Annotated in this window: 17 protein-coding genes; 4 read left to right on the top strand and 13 right to left on the bottom strand. The window is 71.0% G+C overall.

Going from position 1 to position 19,724, the window contains the following annotated elements:
* The first annotated feature begins 9 nt into the window (after positions 1-9).
* Positions 10-993, top strand: a complete 984-nt coding sequence (locus ACTOWL_RS18100; protein WP_441322658.1) for an aldo/keto reductase — start codon at positions 10-12, stop codon at positions 991-993.
* 53 nt (positions 994-1,046) lie between these two features.
* Here the strand turns inward: ACTOWL_RS18100 and ACTOWL_RS18095 are convergent, their stop codons facing one another.
* Positions 1,047-1,451: a DoxX family protein gene (locus ACTOWL_RS18095; RefSeq protein ID WP_441322657.1), complete on the bottom strand. Its 405-nt coding sequence runs from the start codon at positions 1,449-1,451 to the stop codon at positions 1,047-1,049.
* Between the two features lie 66 nt (positions 1,452-1,517).
* Positions 1,518-1,745 carry a DUF4287 domain-containing protein gene (locus ACTOWL_RS18090; protein ID WP_441322656.1) on the bottom strand — a complete coding sequence of 76 codons (228 nt, stop codon included), beginning with the start codon at positions 1,743-1,745 and terminating at the stop codon, positions 1,518-1,520.
* 115 nt (positions 1,746-1,860) lie between these two features.
* Between ACTOWL_RS18090 and ACTOWL_RS18085 the strand changes: the two genes are divergently transcribed.
* The gene (locus ACTOWL_RS18085; RefSeq protein ID WP_441322655.1) at positions 1,861-2,754 is read left to right on the top strand and encodes a LysR family transcriptional regulator; all 894 of its coding nucleotides are present in this window, start codon (positions 1,861-1,863) and stop codon (positions 2,752-2,754) included.
* A 28-nt stretch (positions 2,755-2,782) separates the two neighbouring features.
* Here the strand turns inward: ACTOWL_RS18085 and ACTOWL_RS18080 are convergent, their stop codons facing one another.
* Genes ACTOWL_RS18080 through ACTOWL_RS18070 form a run of 3 tightly spaced genes read right to left on the bottom strand, consistent with a single transcriptional unit; the run spans position 2,783 to position 10,516 of the window.
* On the bottom strand, positions 2,783-6,055 hold the full coding sequence (locus ACTOWL_RS18080) for an efflux RND transporter permease subunit (RefSeq protein WP_441322654.1): 3,273 nt from the start codon (positions 6,053-6,055) through the stop codon (positions 2,783-2,785).
* Entirely contained in the window at positions 6,052-9,156 is a 3,105-nt protein-coding gene (locus tag ACTOWL_RS18075; RefSeq protein ID WP_441322653.1) for an MdtB/MuxB family multidrug efflux RND transporter permease subunit, read from the bottom strand. Before ACTOWL_RS18075 ends, ACTOWL_RS18080 begins: the two co-directional genes overlap by 4 nt.
* Before the next feature lie 31 nt (positions 9,157-9,187).
* A complete protein-coding gene (locus ACTOWL_RS18070) occupies positions 9,188-10,516 on the bottom strand; it encodes an MdtA/MuxA family multidrug efflux RND transporter periplasmic adaptor subunit (RefSeq protein WP_441322652.1) in 1,329 nt (442 codons plus the stop codon).
* A gap of 163 nt (positions 10,517-10,679) precedes the next feature.
* Here ACTOWL_RS18070 and ACTOWL_RS18065 point away from each other — a divergent pair, with 163 nt between their 5' ends.
* Complete coding sequence (locus ACTOWL_RS18065) at positions 10,680-11,996, top strand: hypothetical protein (protein ID WP_441322651.1); 1,317 nt, start codon at positions 10,680-10,682, stop codon at positions 11,994-11,996.
* A 3-nt stretch (positions 11,997-11,999) separates the two neighbouring features.
* Here ACTOWL_RS18065 and ACTOWL_RS18060 read toward each other — a convergent pair whose 3' ends face one another.
* The 5 genes from ACTOWL_RS18060 to ACTOWL_RS18040 form a co-directional block, all read right to left on the bottom strand.
* Positions 12,000-12,596, bottom strand: coding sequence for a hypothetical protein (locus ACTOWL_RS18060; protein ID WP_441322650.1), 597 nt, complete (start codon positions 12,594-12,596; stop codon positions 12,000-12,002).
* Entirely contained in the window at positions 12,593-13,174 is a 582-nt protein-coding gene (locus ACTOWL_RS18055) for a hypothetical protein (protein ID WP_441322649.1), read from the bottom strand. The genes ACTOWL_RS18060 and ACTOWL_RS18055 overlap by 4 nt, the downstream gene beginning before the upstream one ends.
* Positions 13,171-13,734, bottom strand: a complete 564-nt coding sequence (locus ACTOWL_RS18050) for a hypothetical protein (protein WP_441322648.1) — start codon at positions 13,732-13,734, stop codon at positions 13,171-13,173. The genes ACTOWL_RS18055 and ACTOWL_RS18050 overlap by 4 nt, the downstream gene beginning before the upstream one ends.
* Before the next feature lie 117 nt (positions 13,735-13,851).
* Positions 13,852-15,960, bottom strand: coding sequence for a pyridoxamine 5'-phosphate oxidase family protein (locus tag ACTOWL_RS18045; RefSeq protein WP_441322647.1), 2,109 nt, complete (start codon positions 15,958-15,960; stop codon positions 13,852-13,854).
* Between the two features lie 28 nt (positions 15,961-15,988).
* Positions 15,989-16,618 (bottom strand): glutathione S-transferase family protein, encoded by a 630-nt coding sequence (locus ACTOWL_RS18040; RefSeq protein ID WP_441322646.1) that lies wholly within the window; start codon positions 16,616-16,618, stop codon positions 15,989-15,991.
* 108 nt (positions 16,619-16,726) lie between these two features.
* Here ACTOWL_RS18040 and ACTOWL_RS18035 point away from each other — a divergent pair, with 108 nt between their 5' ends.
* Positions 16,727-17,629, top strand: coding sequence for a LysR family transcriptional regulator (locus ACTOWL_RS18035; protein WP_441322645.1), 903 nt, complete (start codon positions 16,727-16,729; stop codon positions 17,627-17,629).
* Here the strand turns inward: ACTOWL_RS18035 and ACTOWL_RS18030 are convergent.
* The 3 genes from ACTOWL_RS18030 to ACTOWL_RS18020 form a co-directional block, all read right to left on the bottom strand.
* The gene (locus ACTOWL_RS18030; RefSeq protein ID WP_441322644.1) at positions 17,626-18,489 is read right to left on the bottom strand and encodes a DMT family transporter; all 864 of its coding nucleotides are present in this window, start codon (positions 18,487-18,489) and stop codon (positions 17,626-17,628) included. The two genes, ACTOWL_RS18035 and ACTOWL_RS18030, sit on opposite strands and share 4 nt — an antisense overlap.
* Complete coding sequence (locus ACTOWL_RS18025) at positions 18,486-18,983, bottom strand: MarR family winged helix-turn-helix transcriptional regulator (RefSeq protein ID WP_441322643.1); 498 nt, start codon at positions 18,981-18,983, stop codon at positions 18,486-18,488. The genes ACTOWL_RS18030 and ACTOWL_RS18025 overlap by 4 nt, the downstream gene beginning before the upstream one ends.
* A gap of 110 nt (positions 18,984-19,093) precedes the next feature.
* Entirely contained in the window at positions 19,094-19,657 is a 564-nt protein-coding gene (locus tag ACTOWL_RS18020; protein ID WP_441322642.1) for a class I SAM-dependent methyltransferase, read from the bottom strand.
* Positions 19,658-19,724: the final 67 nt, after the last annotated feature.

Here is a 19,724-nt window from a genome sequence, read left to right as displayed (position 1 = left end):
GAGGACGACATGCAGACGCGCAAGCTTGGACAAGCCGGCCTCGAGGTCTCGGCGCTGGGACTGGGCTGCATGGGCTATGGCCCGATCGCGGACCGGCAGGCCCTGATCACCCTGATCCGGGCGGCCGCCGAGCGCGGCGTCACCTTCTTCGACACCGCCGAGACCTATGGTCCGTTCACCAACGAAGAGATCGTCGGCGAGGCCCTGGCCCCGGTGCGGGACCGGGTGGTGATCGCCACCAAGTTCGGCCACGACATCGACCTGGAAACCGGCAAACGCCTCGGCCGCCTGAACAGCCGCCCCGACCACATCAAGGCCGCGGTCGAAGGCATGCTGCGGCGGCTCCGGACCGATCGCATCGACCTGCTGTATCAGCACCGGGTCGATCCCGACGTGCCGATGGAGGATGTCGCCGGGGCGGTGAAGGAGCTGATCTGGGAGGGCAAGGCCCGGCATTTCGGCCTGTCCGAAGCCGGCGTGCGGTCGATCCGCCGGGCGCATGCCGTCCAGCCCGTCACCGCGCTGCAGAGCGAATACTCGCTGTGGACGCGGGAGCCGGAGGCCGACGTGATCCCGGTGATCGAGGAGCTCGGGATCGGCCTGGTGCCCTACAGCCCGCTGGGCAAGGGGTTCCTGACCGGCAGGATCGACGACGCCACCACCTTCGACAGCACGGATCTGCGCAGCCGCATTCCGCGGTTCGAGCCAGAGGCCCGCCAGGCGAACCAGGCCCTGGTCGAGCTGCTCCGCTCGGTCGCCGGCCGCAAGGGGGCGACGCCGGCGCAGGTCGCGCTCGCCTGGCTGCTGGCCCAAAAACCCTGGATCGTTCCGATCCCGGGCACCCGGAAGCTCGATCGGCTGGAAGAGAATCTCGGCTCGGTCGCGGTCGTGCTGACCGCCGACGACCTGCGCGAGATCGACGAGGCCGCCTCCGGGATCGAGGTCCAGGGGGCCCGGTATCCGGAGGATATCCTGAAGCTGTCCGGCCGCTGAGCCGCAGGCCAGCGATCGACGGAAGGACCATCATGAGGTGGACGTGAACGAGTCTAGCGACGGTACGGGATGAGCCGCCGCAGGCGGTCGTCCCTGAGATAGAGGCCGCCCCAGAGCACGATGCCCAGATAGACGCCGAACAGCGTGTGGCTGAACAGAGGGCTGCCGATGCGCGCATGCGTGGCGACGGCGCCGCCGAGATAGGCCGTGAGGAGCACGGCGCCGAGCACGGCCGTTCGCGGAAACGCATAAAGCGCGGTGCAGATCAGCAGGAGGATCCCGAGCGGCACGACACTCGCCGCCGGCCAGCCGATCTGCGCGGTCGTCTCGACCACCACGGGCAGCCGCAGCAGCTTCATCGTCGCATCCATCAGCAGGAAGAGGATCACGAGCGTGTTCAGACCATGGCCCGCCCAACGCATCCGTTTCGGGGCGGTGTCTGCGGCCGTGGCGGTCATGTGTCTCCTCCATAGGCGATGCGGGCCTGATGCCGGCGCTCGATCGAGCAGCCTCCATCGAGATCCCTATGTCTTCCCGGCATCCAAGCCCTTGAGGACGGCGTAGATCGCCATCGCGTGACCGTGGCCAAGCTCGAAGTCATCCTTGAGCCACGTCACGATCTCGCCCGCCTTGACGCCATCCTTCAACTTGCCGTGTTGAGTGAAACCCTTCTGGTCCGCGAGTTTCTTGAAATCGTCGGCGCTCTTGCCGGTCTTTGCCCTGATATTGTCGAGATAAGCCTGGAACGACATCGATCACCCTCCTGATTTACGGGGAACCCCTCGGACTGTGCCAATGTAGGCTATCCCGAGTTTGCTGATAATACGATATGTGGTCTATACACTCTCCAGCAAATCGGGAGAATGGATGGGCCGCCTCCAAGACCTGGAGACCTTCATCGCCATCGTCGAAAGCGGCAGCCTGACGGCGGCCGCTCGTCGGTTGCGGCGTCCGCTTCAGTCGGTCAGCCGATCGCTCTCCGTGCTGGAACGCAGCATCGGCGTCGAACTCGTCCACCGCACCACGCGGCAACTGAATCCGACGGAAGCCGGACTCGAGTTCTATAGCCGCGCGAAACCGGCAGTATCGGAAATCAACGAGGCGACGCTTCAAGCCGGCAATCGCCGGATCGAGCCCGCGGGCCTGCTGCGCATCGGCGCACCGGTGTTCTTCGCCCCCGCCTATATCGTGCCCGTGGCGGCGGACTTCGTTGCGCGGCACCCGCTGGTCGAACTCGACCTGAAGCTGTCCGACACCTTCGTCGACCTGATCGAGGAGCAGCTCGATCTGGCTGTCAGAATCGGAGAGCTGCGGGATACAGAGCTGAAAGCCAGACGCCTCGGCGAACTCCGCCGCGTCTTCTTCGGCGCGCCCTCGTATTTCGCGAGGAACGGCCGGCCCGATCATCCGACCGCCCTGCCGCGGCATCAATGCGTCGTGCGGACCGTTGGGCCGAACGACAGCCGCTGGCCGTACAAGGACGGAGACACGGTCAGGACCGTGCAGGTGACGGGCCGGTTTCGAGCCGACCACGGCGCTTCGATGTATGCCGGCGTCACCGCCGGAATGGGGATCGGCTTCACGCCGCTGTGGCAGATTCGCCAGCTCGTCGACGAAGGGCAGGTCGAGCTCATTCTCGTCGACCACGAGCCGCCGCCGGTGCCGATTCAGGTGGTGTGGCCGGGCAGCAAGCTGATGCCGGCGAAAACCAGGCTGTTCATCGACCTCCTCGCCGATCATCTGAGGAATGCGCGGCTCTAGCGGCTGCGCCGTATCGACCGGCGCCCCGTCACTCCGCCGCCCCCGGCGTCCCGCCGGCCAGGCGCGGGAACGCCCGGCCCCATCGGCCGCGCGCCCAGTGCCGGAAGCGGTCGAGCACCAGGTACAAGACCGGGGTGGTGTAGAGCGTCAGCACCTGGCTGACCACGAGGCCGCCGACGATGGCGATGCCGAGCGGCTGGCGCAGCTCGCTGCCGCTGCCGAAGCCAACCGCCAGCGGCACCGCCCCGAAGATCGCCGCCATCGTCGTCATCAGGATCGGCCGGAAGCGCAGCAGGCTGGCCTCGAGGATCGCCTCGCGCGGGGCCAGGCCGCGGCTGCGCTCGGCCTCCAGCGCGAAGTCGATCATCATGATCGCGTTCTTCTTGACGATGCCGATCAGCAGGATGACGCCGATCATCGCGATCAGGCTGAACTCGGTGTCGAACAGCATCAGCGCCAGCACCGCCCCGACCCCGGCCGAGGGCAGGGTCGACAGGATGGTGATCGGGTGGATCGTGCTCTCGTACAGGATGCCGAGCACGATATAGACCGCCGCCAGCGCCGCCAGGATCAGGATCGGCTCGTTGCTCAGCGAGCTCTGGAACACCTGGGCGGTGCCCTGGAAGCTGCCATGGATGGTGGCCGGCATGTGCAGCGCCACCATCGCCTGCTGCACCGCCGCCGCGGCGTCGCCGAGCGACCGGCCCGGCGCCAGGTTGAACGAGATCGTGGTCGCCGCGAACAGGCCCTGGTGGTTGACCGACAGCGGCGTGTTGCCCGGCCCGTAATGGCTGATCGCCGACAGCGGCACCATCGTCTCCGACGCCGTGCTGACCGCGGCGCCGCTGGAGGTGCCCTTGCGGCCGGCATTGGCCAGGGCGTTGGTGTTGGCGTTGGCGGCCGACTGCGCCGCCAGGCTGGCGACGCCGGTGCCGGTGGCACTGGCCGGCGCGTTGGTGCTGGCGGTGCCGCTGGCGCTGCCGCCGGAGGTGCTGACGTACAAGGACTTCAGCGTCTCCGGGCTCTGCCAGTATTGCGGCGCCACCTCCATCACCACGTGGTACTGGTTGATGGCGCTGTAGATGGTCGAGACCTGGCGCTGGCCGAAGGCGTCGTACAGGGTGTTGTCGATCTGCGACGGGGTGATGCCCAGGCGGGCGGCGGTGTCGCGGTCGATGACGATGTCGGTCTCCAGCCCCTTCTGCTGCTGGTCGGAATTGACGTCGGCCAGGGTCGGATCGGCCTGCAGCGCCTGGGTCAGCTTCGGGCCCCAGTCCTGCAGCTCCTGCGAGGAATCCGACTGCAGCGTGTACTGGTAGGCGGCGTTGCTCTGCCGCCCGCCGGCGCGGATGTCCTGGGCCGAGACCAGGAACAGCTGGCAGCCCGGCACCACCGCCAGCTTGCCGCGCAGCCGGGCGATCACCTCGTCGTCGCCGATTCCGCGTTCGGACAGCGGCTTCAGCGTGACGAAGACCTGGCCGGTGTTGGTCTGCGACCGGCCGCCGCCCCCGCCGCCGGTGAAGCCGACGACGCTGTCCACCGCCGGGTCGGCGCGGACGATGTCCATCAGCTGCGCCAGCTTCTGCTGCATCAGCTGGAACGAGATGCTCTGGTCGGCGACGATGCCGCCGACCAGCCGGCCGGTGCTCTGCTCCGGGAAGAAGCCCTTCGGGATGATCGCGAACAGCGCGATGTTCAGGCAGACCACGCCGAACAGCACCAGGACCACGAAGCCGCTGTGCCGCAGCGCCCAGCCCAAGGTCCGCTCATAGACCCGCATCACCCGGGCCAGCGGGCCGGGCCCGCTTTCGGGCCGGCGCGGCCGGCGGCGCAGCAGCAGGGCGCACAGCATCGGCGTGGTGGTCAGCGAGATCACCATCGACACGCCGATGGCGATCGACAGGGTCAGCGCGAACTCCCGGAAGATCCGGCCGACCAGCCCGCCCCTCAGCAGGATCGGAATGAACACCGCGACCAGCGAGATGCTGATCGACAGCACGGTGAAGCCGACCTCGCGCGCGCCGCGCAAAGCCGCCTGGCGCCGCGGCATGCCCGCCTCGACATGGCGCGAGATGTTCTCCAAGACCACGATGGCGTCGTCGACGACGAAGCCGGTGGCGATGGTCAGGGCCATCAGCGACAGGTTGTCGAGGCTGTAGCCGACCAGGTACATCACCCCGAAGGTGCCGATGATCGAGACCGGCACCGCCACCGCCGGGATGATCGCGGCGCGCGGGTCGCGCAGGAAGGCGAACACCACCAGCATCACCAGCGCGACCGAGATCAGGAGGGTCAGCTGGGTGTCGTTCAGCGAGGCGCGGATGGTGCCGGTGCGGTCGGCGGCCGGGGTGATCTCGATGTCCCGGGGCATCGCCGCGCGCAGATGCGGCAGCTCGGCGTTCACCCGGTCGACCGTGTCGATGATGTTGGCCCCGGGCTCGCGGAACAGCAGCACCAGCACGGCCGGCTTGCCGTCGGCCAGGCCGGCGTTGCGCAGGTCCTCGACCGAATCCTGGACGTCGGCGACGTCGGACAGCCGCACGGTGGCGCCGTTGCGGGCCGCGATCACCAGCGGCTTGTAGTCCTCGGCCTTGCTGGCCTGGTCGTTGCTGTAGATCTGGAAATGCCGGCCGGCCTCCTCGATCGACCCTTTCGGGCTGTTGGCGTTGGCCGCGGCCAGCGCGGCGCGGACATCCTCGAGCCCGATGCCGTATTGCGCCAGCGCCTGCGGGTTCAGCTCGACCCGGACCGCCGGCAGGGCGGCGCCGCCCAGGGTCACCTGGCCGATGCCTTCGATCTGCGACAGCCGCTGCTCCAGCACATTGCTGGCGGCGTCGTAGATCTGGCCGCGGGTCAGGGTCTTCGAGGTCAGCGCCAGGATCAGCACCGGCGCGTCCGACGGGTTGACCTTGCGGTAGGTCGGGTTGCTGCGCAGGCTGGCCGGCAGGTCGGCCCGGGCCGCGTTGATCGCCGCCTGCACGTCCCGCGCGGCGCCGTCGATGTCGCGGTTCAAGCCGAATTGCAGGGTGATGCTGGCCTGGCCGACCGAGCTGCGCGAGGTCATCTCGGTGACGTCGGCGATGGCGCCGAGATGCCGCTCCAGGGGGCTGGCCACCGTGGCCGCCACCGTGTCCGGGCTCGCGCCGGGCAGCGTGGCCGAGACCGAGATGGTCGGGAAGTCGACCTGCGGCAGCGGCGACACCGGCAGCTTCAGATAGGCGAAGAAGCCGGCCAGGACGATGCCGAGGGTCAAGAGCGTCGTCGCCACCGGCCGGGCGATGAAGGGGGCGGAGAGGTTCACGCCCCCTCCTCCGTGATGGCGCGGCGGCCGCCGCGGACCCGCGATGCCAGCCGGTCGAAGGCCAGGTAGATCACCGGGGTGGTGAACAGGGTCAGGAGCTGGCTGACGATGAGCCCGCCGACGATGGCGACGCCGAGCGGCCGGCGCAGCTCGGACCCCATGCCGGTGCCCAGCATCAGCGGCAGGGCGCCTAGCAGCGCCGCCATGGTGGTCATCAGGATCGGCCGGAAGCGCAGCAGGCAGGCCTGGAAGATGGCCTCGCGCGGCGGCTTGCCCTCCTCGCGCTCCGCCTGCAGCGCGAAGTCGATCATCATGATCGCGTTCTTCTTGACGATGCCGATCAGCAGGATGATGCCGATGATCCCGATCACGTCGAGCCCGTCCCCCGCCGCCATCAGCGCCAGCAGCGCGCCGACGCCCGCCGAGGGCAGGGTGGACAGGATCGTGACCGGGTGGATGAAGCTCTCGTAGAGCACGCCCAGCACGATGTACATGGTCGCGATCGCGGCCAGGATCAGCAGCGCCTCGTTCGCCAGCGAGGACTGGAAGGCCGCGGCCGAGCCCTGGAAGGCGGTGGTGAAGCTGTCGGGCAGGCCGACCTCGGTCTCGACCTGCTGGATCGCGTCGACCGCGGCGCCGAGCGACGCGCCCGGGGCCAGGTTGAACGAGATCAGCGTCGCCGGGAACTGGCCGAGATGGGTGATCTGCAGCGGCCCGGCCCGCTGCTCGACCTTGACGATGGCGGAGAGCGGCACCTGCCCGGTCGAGGACAGCGAGGACGGCAGGTACAGGGCCTTCAGCCCGTCCAGCGACTGCTGCACCGACGGGTCGGCCTCCAGGATCACGCGGTACTGGTTGGCCTGGGTGTAGATGGTCGAGACGATGCGCTGGCCGAAGGCGTCGTACAGCGCGTTGTCGACCGTGGCCGGGGTGATGCCGAAGCGGGCGGCGGTGGCGCGGTCGATCACCAGGTCGACGGCCAGCCCCTGCTGCTCGTAGTCGCTGGCGACGTCGGCGATCTCCGGCACCTGCTGCAGCCGCTGCATCAGCCGCGGCACCCAGTCCTGGAACTGGCCGAGATCGGCGTTCTCCAGCACGAACTGGTACTGGGTGCGGCTGACGGTGGAATCGATCGTCAGGTCCTGCACCGGCTGCATGTAGAGGGTGATGCCGGGCACGCCGGCGACCTCGCCGCGCAGCCGGTCGATCACCTCGCCGGCGGTGGCCTTGCGCTGGCCGAGCGGCTTCAGGCTGATCAGGAAGCGGCCGCTGTTCAGCGTGGTGTTGGTGCCGTCGACGCCGATGAAGGAGCTGAGGCCGGCGACGTCCGGATCTTTCAGGATGGCCTCGGCCAGCGCCGACTGGTGCTTCGCCATCTCGGCATAGGAGATGGTCTGTGCCGCCTCGGAGATGCCCTGGATCATCCCGGTGTCCTGCTCCGGGAAGAAGCCCTTCGGGATCACCACGTAGAGCGCGACGGTCAGGCCCAGCGTCGCCACGGCGACCAGGAGGGTCAGCGGCTGGTGGTCGAGCACCCAGCCCAGCGCGCGGCCGTACTGGCCGATGATCCAGTCGAAGGCGCGCTCGGCGCCACGGTCGAAGCGACCGCGCTCGGCCGCCGGCCGGTGCCGCAGCAGCTTGGCGCACAGCATCGGCACCAGGGTCAGCGACACCACCGCCGAGATCACGATGGTGACCGCCAGGGTGACCGCGAACTCGTGGAACAGCCGGCCGACCACCTCGCCCATGAACAGCAGCGGGATCAGCACAGCGATCAGCGACACGGTCAGCGAGATGATGGTGAAGCCGATCTGCTCCGCCCCCTTCAGCGCCGCCTGCAGCGGCGGCTCGCCCGCCTCGACGAAGCGGGCGATGTTCTCGATCATGACGATGGCGTCGTCGACGACGAAGCCGGTGGCGATGGTCAGCGCCATCAGCGACAGGTTGTCGAGGCTGAAGCCCAGCAGGTACATCGCCGCCAGGGTGCCGACCAGCGACAGCGGCACCGACAGGCTGGGGATGATGGTGGCCGCCGCGGTGCGCAGGAACAGGAAGATCACCAGCACCACCAGCGCCACCGACAGCATCAGCTCGAAGCCGACATCGGCGACCGAGGCGCGGATGGTGACGGTGCGGTCGCTGAGCACCGCGACCTCCGCCGCCGCGGGCAGGCTGGTTTCTAGCTGCGGCAGGATCGCCTTGATGCCGTCCACCACCTCGATCACGTTGGCGCCGGGCTGGCGCTGGATGTTGACGATGATGGCCGGCGTCATGTCGGCCCAGGCGGCGAGCTTGCCGTTCTCCGGCCCGCTGACCACGGTGGCGACGTCGGACAGGCGGATCGGCGCGCCGTTGCGGTAGGCGACGACCACGTCCCCGTAGTCCTGCGCCTGGGTGATCTGGTCGTTGGCATTGATCGTCGACGACCGGGTCGGCCCGTCGAAATTGCCCTTCGGCGTGTTGACGTTGACGTTGCCGAGGGTGGTGCGCACGTCGTCGATGGCGAGGCCGTAGGCGGCCAGCGCCTGCGGGTTCACCTGGATGCGCACCGCCGGCCGGGCGCCGCCGCTGAGGCTGACCAGGCCAACGCCGGGCTGCTGCGAGATCTTCTGCGCCAGGCGGGTGTCGACCAGGTTCTGCAGCTCGGTCAGCGGGATCGTCTTCGAGGTGACGGCGAGCGACAGGATCGGCGCGTCGGCCGGGTTGACCTTGGCGTAGATCGGCGGCGCCGGCAGGTCGCCCGGCAGCAGGTTGCCGGCGGCGTTGATCGCGGCCTGCACCTCCTGCTCCGCCACGTCGAGGCTGAGGTCGAGGTTGAACTGCAGGGTGACGACCGAGGCGCCGGCCGAGCTGGCCGAGGTCATCTGGTTCAGCCCCGGCATCTGGCCGAACTGCTTCTCCAGCGGGGCGGTGACCGAGGAGGTCATCACCTCCGGGCTGGCCCCCGGATAGAAGGTCTGCACCTGGATGGTCGGGTAATCGACCTCCGGCAGGGCCGACAGCGGCAGGAAGCGGTAGGCCACGGCGCCGACCAGCAGGATCGCCGCCATCAGCAGCGAGGTGCCGACCGGCCGCAGGATGAACAGACGGGACGGGTTCATGGCCGGCCTCCGCTCCGCGATCCGCGGGCGCTCATCCGTTCGACGCGGGCTGCTGGGTCTGGTTGTCGCGGCGGCGGTGCTGGCCCTGCCCGCCGCCCTCGCCGGTGCCCTGGCGATGGCGTGGCTGGACGGCCTGGCCGTCCGCCGGGGTCGTAGGAGCGGCCTGCCCTGCACCGTCGCCGCCGGCCACGGTGACATGGGCGCCGTCGCGCAGGCGGTCGGTGCCGTCGACCACCACCCGGTCGCCGGGCTGCAACCCATCCGTGACCGCGACCATGCCGCCATCCGAGGCGCCGGTCTTGATCGGCCGCACCGCCACGGTGCCGTCGGCGCCGACCAGATAGACGAAGGCGCCCGGCGCGCCGTGCTGGACCGCAGCGGCAGGCACCGTGACGACATTCTGCTGCGTGTCCACCAGCAACCGGGCATTGACGAACTGGTTCGGGAACAGCGTCTCGTCGGGGTTGTCGAAGCCGGCGCGCAGCTTCACCGTGCCGGTGGTGGTGTCGATCTGGTTGTCGAGGGTCGACAGCGTGCCGGTGGCGATCTGGGTGGTGCCGGAGCGGTCGAAGGCGATCACCGGCAGGCTGGCGCCGGCGCGCAGCCGGGCCTGGATCTGCGGCAGGTCGTCCTCGGGCAGCGAGAACACCACCGAGATCGGCTGCAGCTGGGTGACGATGACGAGGGCGTCCCCGACCTGCACATAGTTGCCGGCATCGACCTGGCGCAGCCCGACCCGGCCGTCGACCGGCGAGACGATGTGCGCGTAGTCGAGATTCAGCTTCTGCGCGTCGATCTGCGCCTGGTCGGACTGGATCGTGCCCTGGTCCTGCTGCACCAGGAAGGCCTGGTCGGTGACCTGCTGCTGCGACACCGCGTTCTGCTTCAGCATCTGCTGGTAGCGCCCCAGGTCGCTCTGGGCCTGGGCGAGGACCGCCTGGTCCTTGGCCAGCTGGCCCTGGTCCTGCTCCAGCGCCACCTGGTAGGGGCGCGGGTCGATCTGGGCCAGGAAGTCGCCCTTCTTCACCAGCTGCCCTTCCTGGAAGCCGACCTCGGTCAACTGGCCGGCGATCTGCGGCTTGACCGTGACGGTGGCGAGCGGGGTGACGGTGCCGAGCGCGTCGAGCGTGATGCGGATGTCGCCCTTGCCCACGGTGGCGACGCCCACCGGCTGCGGCGCGGCGTCGGCGAAGCGGCCGCCGCGGGCCGGGGGCGCGCCGGGGGTGGTGACCACGTGCCAGGTGGCGACGGCGATCAGCGCGGCGACGACAAGGCCGAGCCCGCCCCACACCAGCCGCCCGCGGCGCGGCCTGTCCTTCTGCTCGACCGGCCGCTGTCGGTCCTCGACGCGAGCATCCATTGATCCGTCACCTTGAGTCTGCGTCCGGCGCCCCCCTCCGCCCTGCTACACGGCCGGACGGTCCGGGTCCGTCGGGCGGACGGATCCAGGCCGGATAGGGCACAAAGACGCAGGTCGCGCGTTACTGTGCCCGTCGGAAGATTTAGGGCTTCGTGGGGTGGGGATGGTTCGCGAGCTGCTGGCGCCGCTGGTGCTGACCGGGAAGCTGTGGTGGCGGTTCTGGCCGCAGCTGACGCTGCTGGTGCTGATCGGCATGCTGCTGAACGACCAGCTGCTGCTGCTGTCCGCCAAGATCGGCTTCGTCGACCGGTCGCTCGGCTTCGCGGCGCTCACGCTGGTGGTGCTGACCAAGCTGGTCGTTACGGTCCTCAGCTTCATGATCATGCGGCCGGCGCTGCCGGCCATCGCCGCCGCCCAGGCCCTGTCGTCCGGAACGGCGGTGCCCATCACCGGGCCGGAGGATGCCCCGGCGCCCACGACACGCCGGCAGCGGCTGGCCGGCTTCGCCACCACCCTGACCATCGCCCTGGTGCCCTTCTTCGCCTATTACGCCGCCTGGGGCTTCCTGGGCGACACCATCCGCGAGTATTCGATGCTGGGGCTCAGCCTCGCCCCCTTCGGCGAAAGCGGCAGCCTGCTCGACGCCATCGGCGCCCGCTGGCTGGTCGTCTCGGTGGTCGGCACCTGGATCCTGCGCCGGTTCTTCAAGCTGATGCGCGACCGGACCGACGCCCCGATCTGGAAGCTGCTGATCGTGCTGTGCGAGACCAACTGGGTCTTCATCGGCCTGTTCGTGCTGTCGCAATGGAAGGACGAGGCCCTCGCCTGGGTGGCCAGCGGCGCCGCCTGGACCTGGCTGAACGGGGTCTGGCAGGCGGTGCTGACCCCGATCTCCACCGCCTTCGCCGCGGCCGAGCCGGTCGAGCAGGCGCCGCCCGACGCGACGAGCGTTGCCCTGGGCCTGTTCTTCTACGCCCTGCTGCCCCTGATCTGGCTGGTGATGGCGGCCTTGATCTACGGCCACGACCTGGGCGGCGACCCCGGCTGGATGCGGCACCGGCGGCTGGAGCGCATCGGCAGCCGCTATGCCTCCCTGCCGAAATTCCTGCGCGACTTCATCGGCCATTTCATCGCCGGCTATCGCAGCCGCTACCTGCCGATCGCCAACAGCATCCGGCTGGCGCTGCACGCCGATCTTTTCCTGCTCCTGATCCTCGTCCTCGGCTGGCGCGGGCTCGGCTGGGCGGCCGACTGGCTGTGGATCGGCGCGACGCATCTGATCGGGCCGCATCCGCTGCCCCTCTGGCAGGTGCTGGGCGACGGCCTGGCGCTGCTGCTGGGCAGCCCATCCGGCACCACGCCCGGCATCCTGGTCGAGCCGCTGCGCATCTGCCTGATCGCCGCGGTGCTGGAGATCGCCTTCGCCCGGTCGCAGGCGCCGGCCGAGCCGCGGGCCGACGAGGCAGCGGCGAAGGCGTAAGGCTCAGCCGCCGCGCCGGAAGCGCAGGTAGGACGGCCGCTCGCCATCCATGCTGACGGTCGGCTCCACGATCGCGGCTGCGTCATGCGGGACGGTGAAGTCGTGCTCGATCCGCAGCACCGTGCCGGGCGCCCGCGGCTCCAGCGTCGCGGCGCCGCAGGTCATCGCGCCCTCGGTCGAGCGCGGGCCGCCGAAGCTGCCGGCCGACCAGCGATGCCCCTGGTCGTCCCGCAGCAACACCCGGCAGCGCCGCCACAGCACGTCGATCCCAAGGTCGCGCACGGTGACGGCGAAGCGAACCCGGACGGGCGTGCCCTGTCCCTGCCGGCGCGGCCATCCCGACTGCTTCAGCGGCAGGACCTCGACCGTCTCCAGCCGCCAATCGGCGCCGGCGAAGCGGATCTCGGACCCGGCGGGCACCGACTGCTCGAACAGCTCCTGGCCCTGCCACCACTCCTCCAAATCCCCTCTGGCGGACAGCAGGAAGGTGACGGGCAGCGCCACCAGCAGCCCCCAGAGGCTGAGACGGCGCCACCGCCGCTCGCCGCGGTCGGTCGGGACGAGGGCGGTGTCCTCGTCCGGCTGTTCGACCGTGGTCATTCGATCGTCCCCGGCGTGCGGTCGAGATCCAGGCTGTCGAGGATCGGCAGGGCGCCGTCGCCGCCGGTGCCGAGCCTGACGCGGACGATGGAATCGAGCGGGATGAGGCCGGCATTCGGGGCCACGAAGGTGGCGCCCCGGGCCTGGTCCTCGCGGATCTCGAAGATGAACCAGCCGCGCCGCGGCAGGCCGGGCTGGAGCAAGGCGCCGGCCAGCAGCGGCCTGACGCCGGACAGCCGGTTGCTGTGGGAATAGAGCAGCCCGGTCGGCCCCTCCCAATAGGCGTCGTTCACTGTCATGGTCTCGGACCGCGCGGCCAGGGTCGCGGTAACGATCGCCCAGAGGCCGGAGGTGTCGCGCACCTCCTCCTTGCCATAGGCCTCGAAGCGCAGCTGCCGGGCGAACTGGATCGTCTCGATCCGGATGGTGAACTTCCGGGCCGCGACCGTGTCGCCGATCTGCCCGCCGGACGGGATCGCCGCGATCATCTCGTCATAGAGAGGCGTGGTCCACTGCATCGCCAGCAGCAGGAGGGCGGCGACCAGCAGCGCCGCCAGTCGGCCGAGCCACCGCATCATGCCGGATCCGGCGCCTGGACGGGCAGGTCGAGGGTGCCGAGCACATGCCGGTTGTACCAGCCGGAATGGCCCCAGAGATTGTCCCGCCGCTTGTAGTCCGAGGTGTGGACCGCGAAGGTCAGCACCGGCGGCAGGGCCGCGCCCTGCGGCATCGTCCAGACCGCGGCCACCCGCTCCGTCATGTCGGGGTGCAGCTCCCACAGCAGGTCCTGGTCGCGCAGCAGCATGTAGGTCGGCCGGTCCTCGGCGCCGACCGAAGGATCCAGGGCCAGCAGGCGGGCAAAGCTGTTGCTGGAGGCGGCGGTGCGGTTGGTCAGATCCATCTCCACCACCAGGGCCTTCCGGCCGTCCCGGACCTTCCGCCCGTCCGGGGTGGTGGTGGCGATCCGCGCGGACAGCGGCACGACGCGCCATTCGCCGGCCTCGATCGGCGCGCCGGGGGACAGCTTCGGCACCGGCTGGTCGGTGCGGTAGGAGGCGATGGTCATGACCAGGACCAGCCCGGCGGCCAGGAAGCCGCCGACGCCCGTGGTCAGCCAGACCACGGTCCTGCTCTTCAATCCGCCGAGCCTTTGTCCGAGCGACATGCCGATGCGCCGAAGGCGCTCCCCCACCCACAGGACCGATCGAACGCATGAGGGCAGGATTTGGTTCCGGATTTGAGAGGAATGCCTGGCCTACAGCTCCAGCACCACCCGGCCGCTGGCGGGCATGGCGCAGCAGACCAGCGCCTCGCCGGGCCGGGGCGCGCCGGCCGGCGGCTCAGCATAGGTCACGGCGCCCTCCGCCACCCGCGCGGCGCAGGTGCCGCAGAGGCCGGAGCGGCAGCTCCACGGCGCCTCGATCCCGGCTGCCTCGGCGAGGTCGAGCAGCGAGCCCTTGGACGGGTCCCACGCGACGCGGCGGCCGGAGGCGCGGAACTCGACCTCGGCGGTGGCGACCGCGGGAGGCAGGGCCGCGGCATCCGCCGGCGCGGCCGATCCGGCGGCGAAGGCCTCGCTGCGGATCCGCTCCGGCCGCACGCCGAGGGTACCCAGGATCTCGCGCATCGCCTGCATGAAGCCGGCGGGACCGCAGAGATAGACGTCGTAATCGTCGAGCGGCAGCAGCCGGCGCAGCAGTTCGGCGTCGATATGGCCGGCGCCGTCATAGTCGCGGCCCGGGACGTCCTGCGGCCGCGGCCGGCTGTAGCGGACATGGACGGTCAGGGTCGGCGCCCGCGCCGCCAGCGCCCGCAGATGGTCGGCGAAGGCATGCTCCGCCCCGTCGCGCGCGGCGTGGACGAACCAGAGGCCGCGGCCGGGATGTCGCAGCCGCTCCGGATTGCGGCCGATGAGGTGGTTCAGCATCGCGATCATCGGCGTCACCCCAACGCCGGCCGAGAGCAGCAGCACCGGCCGGCGGCTGTCGGCGTCGAGCCCGAAGTCGCCGCGCGGCGCCAGGGCGCGGATGGTGTCGCCGACCCGGACATGGTCGTGCAGCCAGTTGCTCGCCAAACCGGGCCGGTCGCCGGCCGCGGCCGCGCGCTTGATGCTGATCCGATACGCCCGGCCGTCCGGCGCGTCGGACAGGGTGTAGGTGCGCCGGACCGGCTGGTCGCGGCCGGGGATGTCGAGCGCGATCGGCAGGAACTGGCCCGGCTGGTGGGCGACGACGCTGCCGCCATCCGCCGGCTCCAGCACGAAGGAGCGGATCGTCGCGCTCTCCTGCACGATCCGGGTCACGCTGAAGGGCTGCAGCGTGTTGCGCGCCGCCTCGGCCTTCGCCGCCCGGCCGGCCTCCTCCCAGGTGCCGGTGGCGGCGAGCTGCGACGCCTGCTGCGGCGCCGACCAGCGCAGCGGCACAGCATCCTCGATCCACCGCCCCTCCTCCACCCGGACGCGCAGCAGCCGCTCGGCCCCGGCGAAGGCCGCGACCTCCGGCCCGTCCCACACCACCTCGGCGGTGCCGGTCAGCAGCAGCACGCCGCCGGTGTCGAAATCGACGAAGACCAGGCCGGCGCGCGGGTCGGCCTCGATGTTGCCGAAGGTGTTGAAGTAGAAGTTGCCGACGAAGTCCGGCGCGGTCAGCACCGTCTGCCCGTCCTCCTCCGCCACGCGGACGAAGCCAGGCCGGCCGCCGCGATGCGAGACGTCGACGCCCTCGGACGGCGCGTCGCTCTGCTCGGCGTCAGCCGAGCGGGTGGCGATGAAGAAGGTGTCGGAAGCCGCGACCAGCGCCGTGGCCCTCTCGGAGAGCACCGGTCCTTCGGCATGCACCGGCCGCGGCGTGCCCAGGCTGTCCGGTTCGGCGACGAAGCTGGGCCGGCGCGCCTGGATGTATTGCGGGCAGTTGCCGAAGCTCTGCCCGACCGTGACGGCGAAGCGGCCATCGGCCCATTCGCTGACCGTGCCGTTCATCCGGTTGCGCCGCCGCGTCTCCAGCTGGATGCCGAGCAGCCCGACCGGCGCGCCGGCGGCCAGGTTGTCGCCCAGCGGGTCGCCATAGGCCGGCCGCGCCGCCACGGTCAGGGTGCGCGGGTCGGGCGAGCGCAGGAAGCCCGGTCGGCCGGACAGGATCGAGGCCCAGGGCCGGCCCTGCCGGTCGAGGCTGCCGACCACGACGAAGGGCAGCATGGCGAAGAAGTCGCGATGCTGGTCCGGCATGATGCCGCGGATCGCCCGGCGGCCGGCCGGCGCCATGCGCTCGCGCACCCCGGCCCGGGCCTGGGCGGCCAGCTCGCCGGGATGGAAGGTCGGCTCGTCATGCGGCCAGCCGGGCAGCGGCGCGGGGGCGGTGTCGGGCATGGTGCACCTCGGCGATGCGGAGCGGCCTTCAGGCGGCCACGGCGGTGCGCGGCATCGGCACGAAGCCGGGCAGCGCCTCGACCCGGGCGAGCCAGGCGCGGATGTTCGGGTAAGTCTGCAGCGAGACCCCGCCCTCCGGCGCCACCGCGGTGTAGGTGTAGTTCGCGATGTCGGCGATGGTCGGCCGCGGCCCGGCGAGGAAGCCGCCCCGGGCCAGATGCGCCTCCATCACCCCGTAGAGCCGGGCGGCGATCGCCTTGGCACGCTCATGGTCGAGCTGGGCCTTGAACACGGTGACCAGTCGCGCCACCGCCGGGCCATAGGCCAGGAAGCCCGCGGCGACCGACAGCCAGCGCTGCACCTCCGCCGCGGCCAGCGGGTCGCGCGGCAGCCAGCGCCCGGCCTCGTCGTAGCGGCCGGCGAGATAGACCAGGATGGCGTTGCTGTCGGCCAGGGCGACATCGCCATCCTCGATCGCCGGCACCTGGCCGAAGGGGCTGCGCACCAGGAAGCCCGGGGTCTTGTGCGCGCCGCCCGGCAGGTCGACGTCGATCGCCTCGAAGGGCAGGCCCAGCAGCGACAGGAACAGCTCGACCCGGTGGGAATGGCCGGACAGGCCGAAGCGGTAGAGGCGGATGGGCTGGGCGGGAACAGGCATGGCGGCGGCCTTTCGGATGAGAATTCGCCTCACCAAGATGCCCATTCCTTCATTCGTGGAGAATGTGCGCGCTTGACAGATCACCGTTTCAATCAGCGGAATAATCCGATGGACCGGCTGGACAGCATGCGCATCTTCGTCGCCGTGGCCGAGGCCAGCGGCTTCGCCCCGGCGGCCCGGCGCCTGGCCCTGTCGCCGCCCGCGGTGACCCGGGCGGTGGCGGCGGTGGAGGAGCGGATCGGCGCCCGCCTGCTGCACCGGACCACCCGCGTGGTCCGGTTGACCGAGGCCGGCACCCGCTTCCTGGAGGATTGCCGCCGCATCCTGGCCGAGATCGAGGAGGCCGAGGCCGCCGCGGCCGGGCTGCATGCCGAGCCGCGCGGGCCGGTCGCGGTGACGGCGCCGGTGCTGTTCGGCCGGCTGCATGTGGCGCCGGTGCTGTTCGACGTCGCCGGCCGTTATCCGGGGCTGGTGGTGCGCAGCTTCTTCATCGACCGCATCGTTCCCCTGGCCGAGGAGGGCTACGACGTCGCCGTGCGCATCGCCGAGTTGCCGGATTCCGGCCTCAGCGCCATCCGCGTCGGCTCGGTGCGGCGGATCGTCTGCGCCGCGCCCGCCTATCTGGCGGCGCATGGCACGCCGCGCAGCCCGGCCGAGCTGGCGGAGCACGAGGCGATCCCGTTCTTCCAGGGCTCGACGCTGCGCGACTGGACCTTCCATCGCGGCCATCAGACAGAGACGATCACGCCGCAGGCCCGGCTGATCGTGAACCAGGCCGATGTCGCGGTGGCGGCGGCGGTGGCGGGGCGCGGCCTGACCCGGGTGATGTCCTACCAGGCGGCGGCGGCGATCCGGGCCGGAGAGCTGGCGGTCTTGATGGAGGAGTTCGAACCGCCGCCGATCCCGATCCATGTCGTGCACCAGGAGGGCCGCCGCGCCTCCGCCCGGGTGCGGGCGCTGGTCGATGTCCTGGCCGAGGGGCTGCGGGCCGACCCGGCCCTGCGGGGCTAGCCCCGCAGCACCAGCACGTTGCCGCAGAGGATCGCGGCCGCGCCGAGCAGCAGGCCGGGGCCGAGGGCGAGGCCTTCGAAGCCGGCCGACAGCGCCAGGGCGACCACCGGCACCAGCGCCAAAGTGTAGGCGGTGCGGGCCGGGCCGATGCGGCGGACCAGGTCGAAATACATCAGGAAGGTGATGCAGGAGGCGGCGATGGCGAGATAGGCCAGGCTGCCGAGATAGCGCGCCGAGGTGTCGATCGCGAAGGCCGATCCGGCCGCGGCCGACCAGGCGAAGGCGGCGGCCGCTCCGGTCAGGGCGCCCCAGCCCATCACCGCCGAAATCGGGATGCCGCGCCGCTGGTTGCGGGCGCCGAGGATGGTGCCGCCGGCGGTGGCCAGCGCCGCCATCGCGGCCCAGGCGAAACCGATCAAGCTGCGCCCGTCCGCCGCCACCGCGCCGAGATCGCCGCCGAAGACGATGGCGAGGCCGAGCACGCCGCAGCCGAGCCCGGCCCAGAGCCGCGGCGTCAGAACGGTGCCGAGGAAGACGCGGCCGAGCAGCCCGGCGAAGACGGCGGAGAGCGACAGCACCAGCGCCGCCAGGCCGCTCGGGATCAGCCTTGTGGCCTGGTAGAAGGCGATGAAGGCGAGGCCGAAGAGCAGCACGCCCTGCAGCAGCACCCAGGGCAGCTCGGCCCGGGCCAGGCGCAGCCGGGCGCCGGTCAAGGCGCCGAGGGCCAGCATCAGCAGGCCGGCCGCGGCCATGCGGTAGCCGACTGAGACGGTGGCGGCCACCGGCCCGGCCTGCAGCGCGGTGGCGAGCGCGCCGCCGCCCCAGAGCAGCGCGGTGGCCAGGAACAGGACCGCGGTCACCGCCCTGTCTCCGCCTCGGCCAGCAGCGCCCGCCAGCCGGCGCCGACAAGCTTGCCGCTGGCGGTGTCGAGCCGGTCGAGGGCGCGGTCGAGCGCCGCCCGCTCGGCCTCCGGCAGCGCCGCCAGCAGCCGGGCCTCGATCGCCCGCGCCAACGCCGCGATCTCGGCGAAGGCGGCCTCCCCTCCGGCCGTCAGCGTCACCGAGGCGTAGCGCCGGTCCGGCGCCCCGGCCTCGCGCCGGGCGAAGCCGAGGGCGACCAGCTGGGCGATGCCGCGGCTGACCGCGACCGCGTCGAGGCCGCAGGCCCGCGCGATCTCCCGCGCGCTGACGCCCGGCCGGTCGGCCACCACCGCCAGGATGCGCCAGGCCGGCAGCCCCAGGCCCCAGCGTGGGCCATAGAAGCTCTCCAGCAGCTCCGCCACCCGGCCGGCGATGACGAACATCCGATAGGGCAGCCAGCGCCCGAGCTCCAGGACGGGGGCGGACGAGGCCATGGTGCGCTCCGATCGCAAAATGATTTCTTTATGAAATCATATCGGAAGCGCCTGCGCCAGATCCCGATGCTGTCATTGCCCGCGCAGCGAAGGGTTGCCGGCGGCCAGGCTCAACCGGCGCGGGCGATGATCTCGACCGGCGCGATCAAGCCGCGCTCCACCGCCGCCATGACGTTGGCGACACGCTGCGGCGCCCCCGGGCCCATCAGGAGATGGGGGCCGAGCGGCGAAGGACCCCGGGTGGCGGCCCGTTCGCGCGCCTCGCGGCCGAGGCGGAGCGCCAGCTCACTCCGATCGTGCTCCGCCTCGATGGTGAAGCCGGCCTGCCGCAGCAGCCGGCGGTAGGTCTCCGGCGGCTCGACGAAGCTGGTCTCCGGCGCCGCGGCCCAGGGCATCGGATAGGGCAGTTCGCCCTCCGCCATCCGCATCACCTCGTAGACGCCGAAGCGCGCGCCCGGCTTCAGCTTCAGCACCCGCCGCACCTCGGCGAACAGCGCCGCCTTGTCGGCGATGTTCATGCCGACATGGATCAGCGTGGCGGCGTCGAATGTGGTGTCCGGGAACGGCATGGCGAGAGCGCTGCCTTGCCGAAACGATACCAGATGGGCCAGGCCGCAGCGAGATCGGGACGAACAGGGTTTCCATAAGAATTCTCCGACCGATCGTTCGGTCAATCTCGGCTGCCGAGGACGGGCACGCGCAGGCCGCGCTGCACGGCGGGCCGGGCGGCGACGGCGTCGT

Origin of the sequence: Inquilinus sp. CA228, from assembly GCF_052078665.1 — a bacterium.
Taxonomy (GTDB): domain Bacteria; phylum Pseudomonadota; class Alphaproteobacteria; order DSM-16000; family Inquilinaceae; genus Inquilinus.
This window is presented reverse-complemented; position numbering and strand designations above follow the sequence as displayed.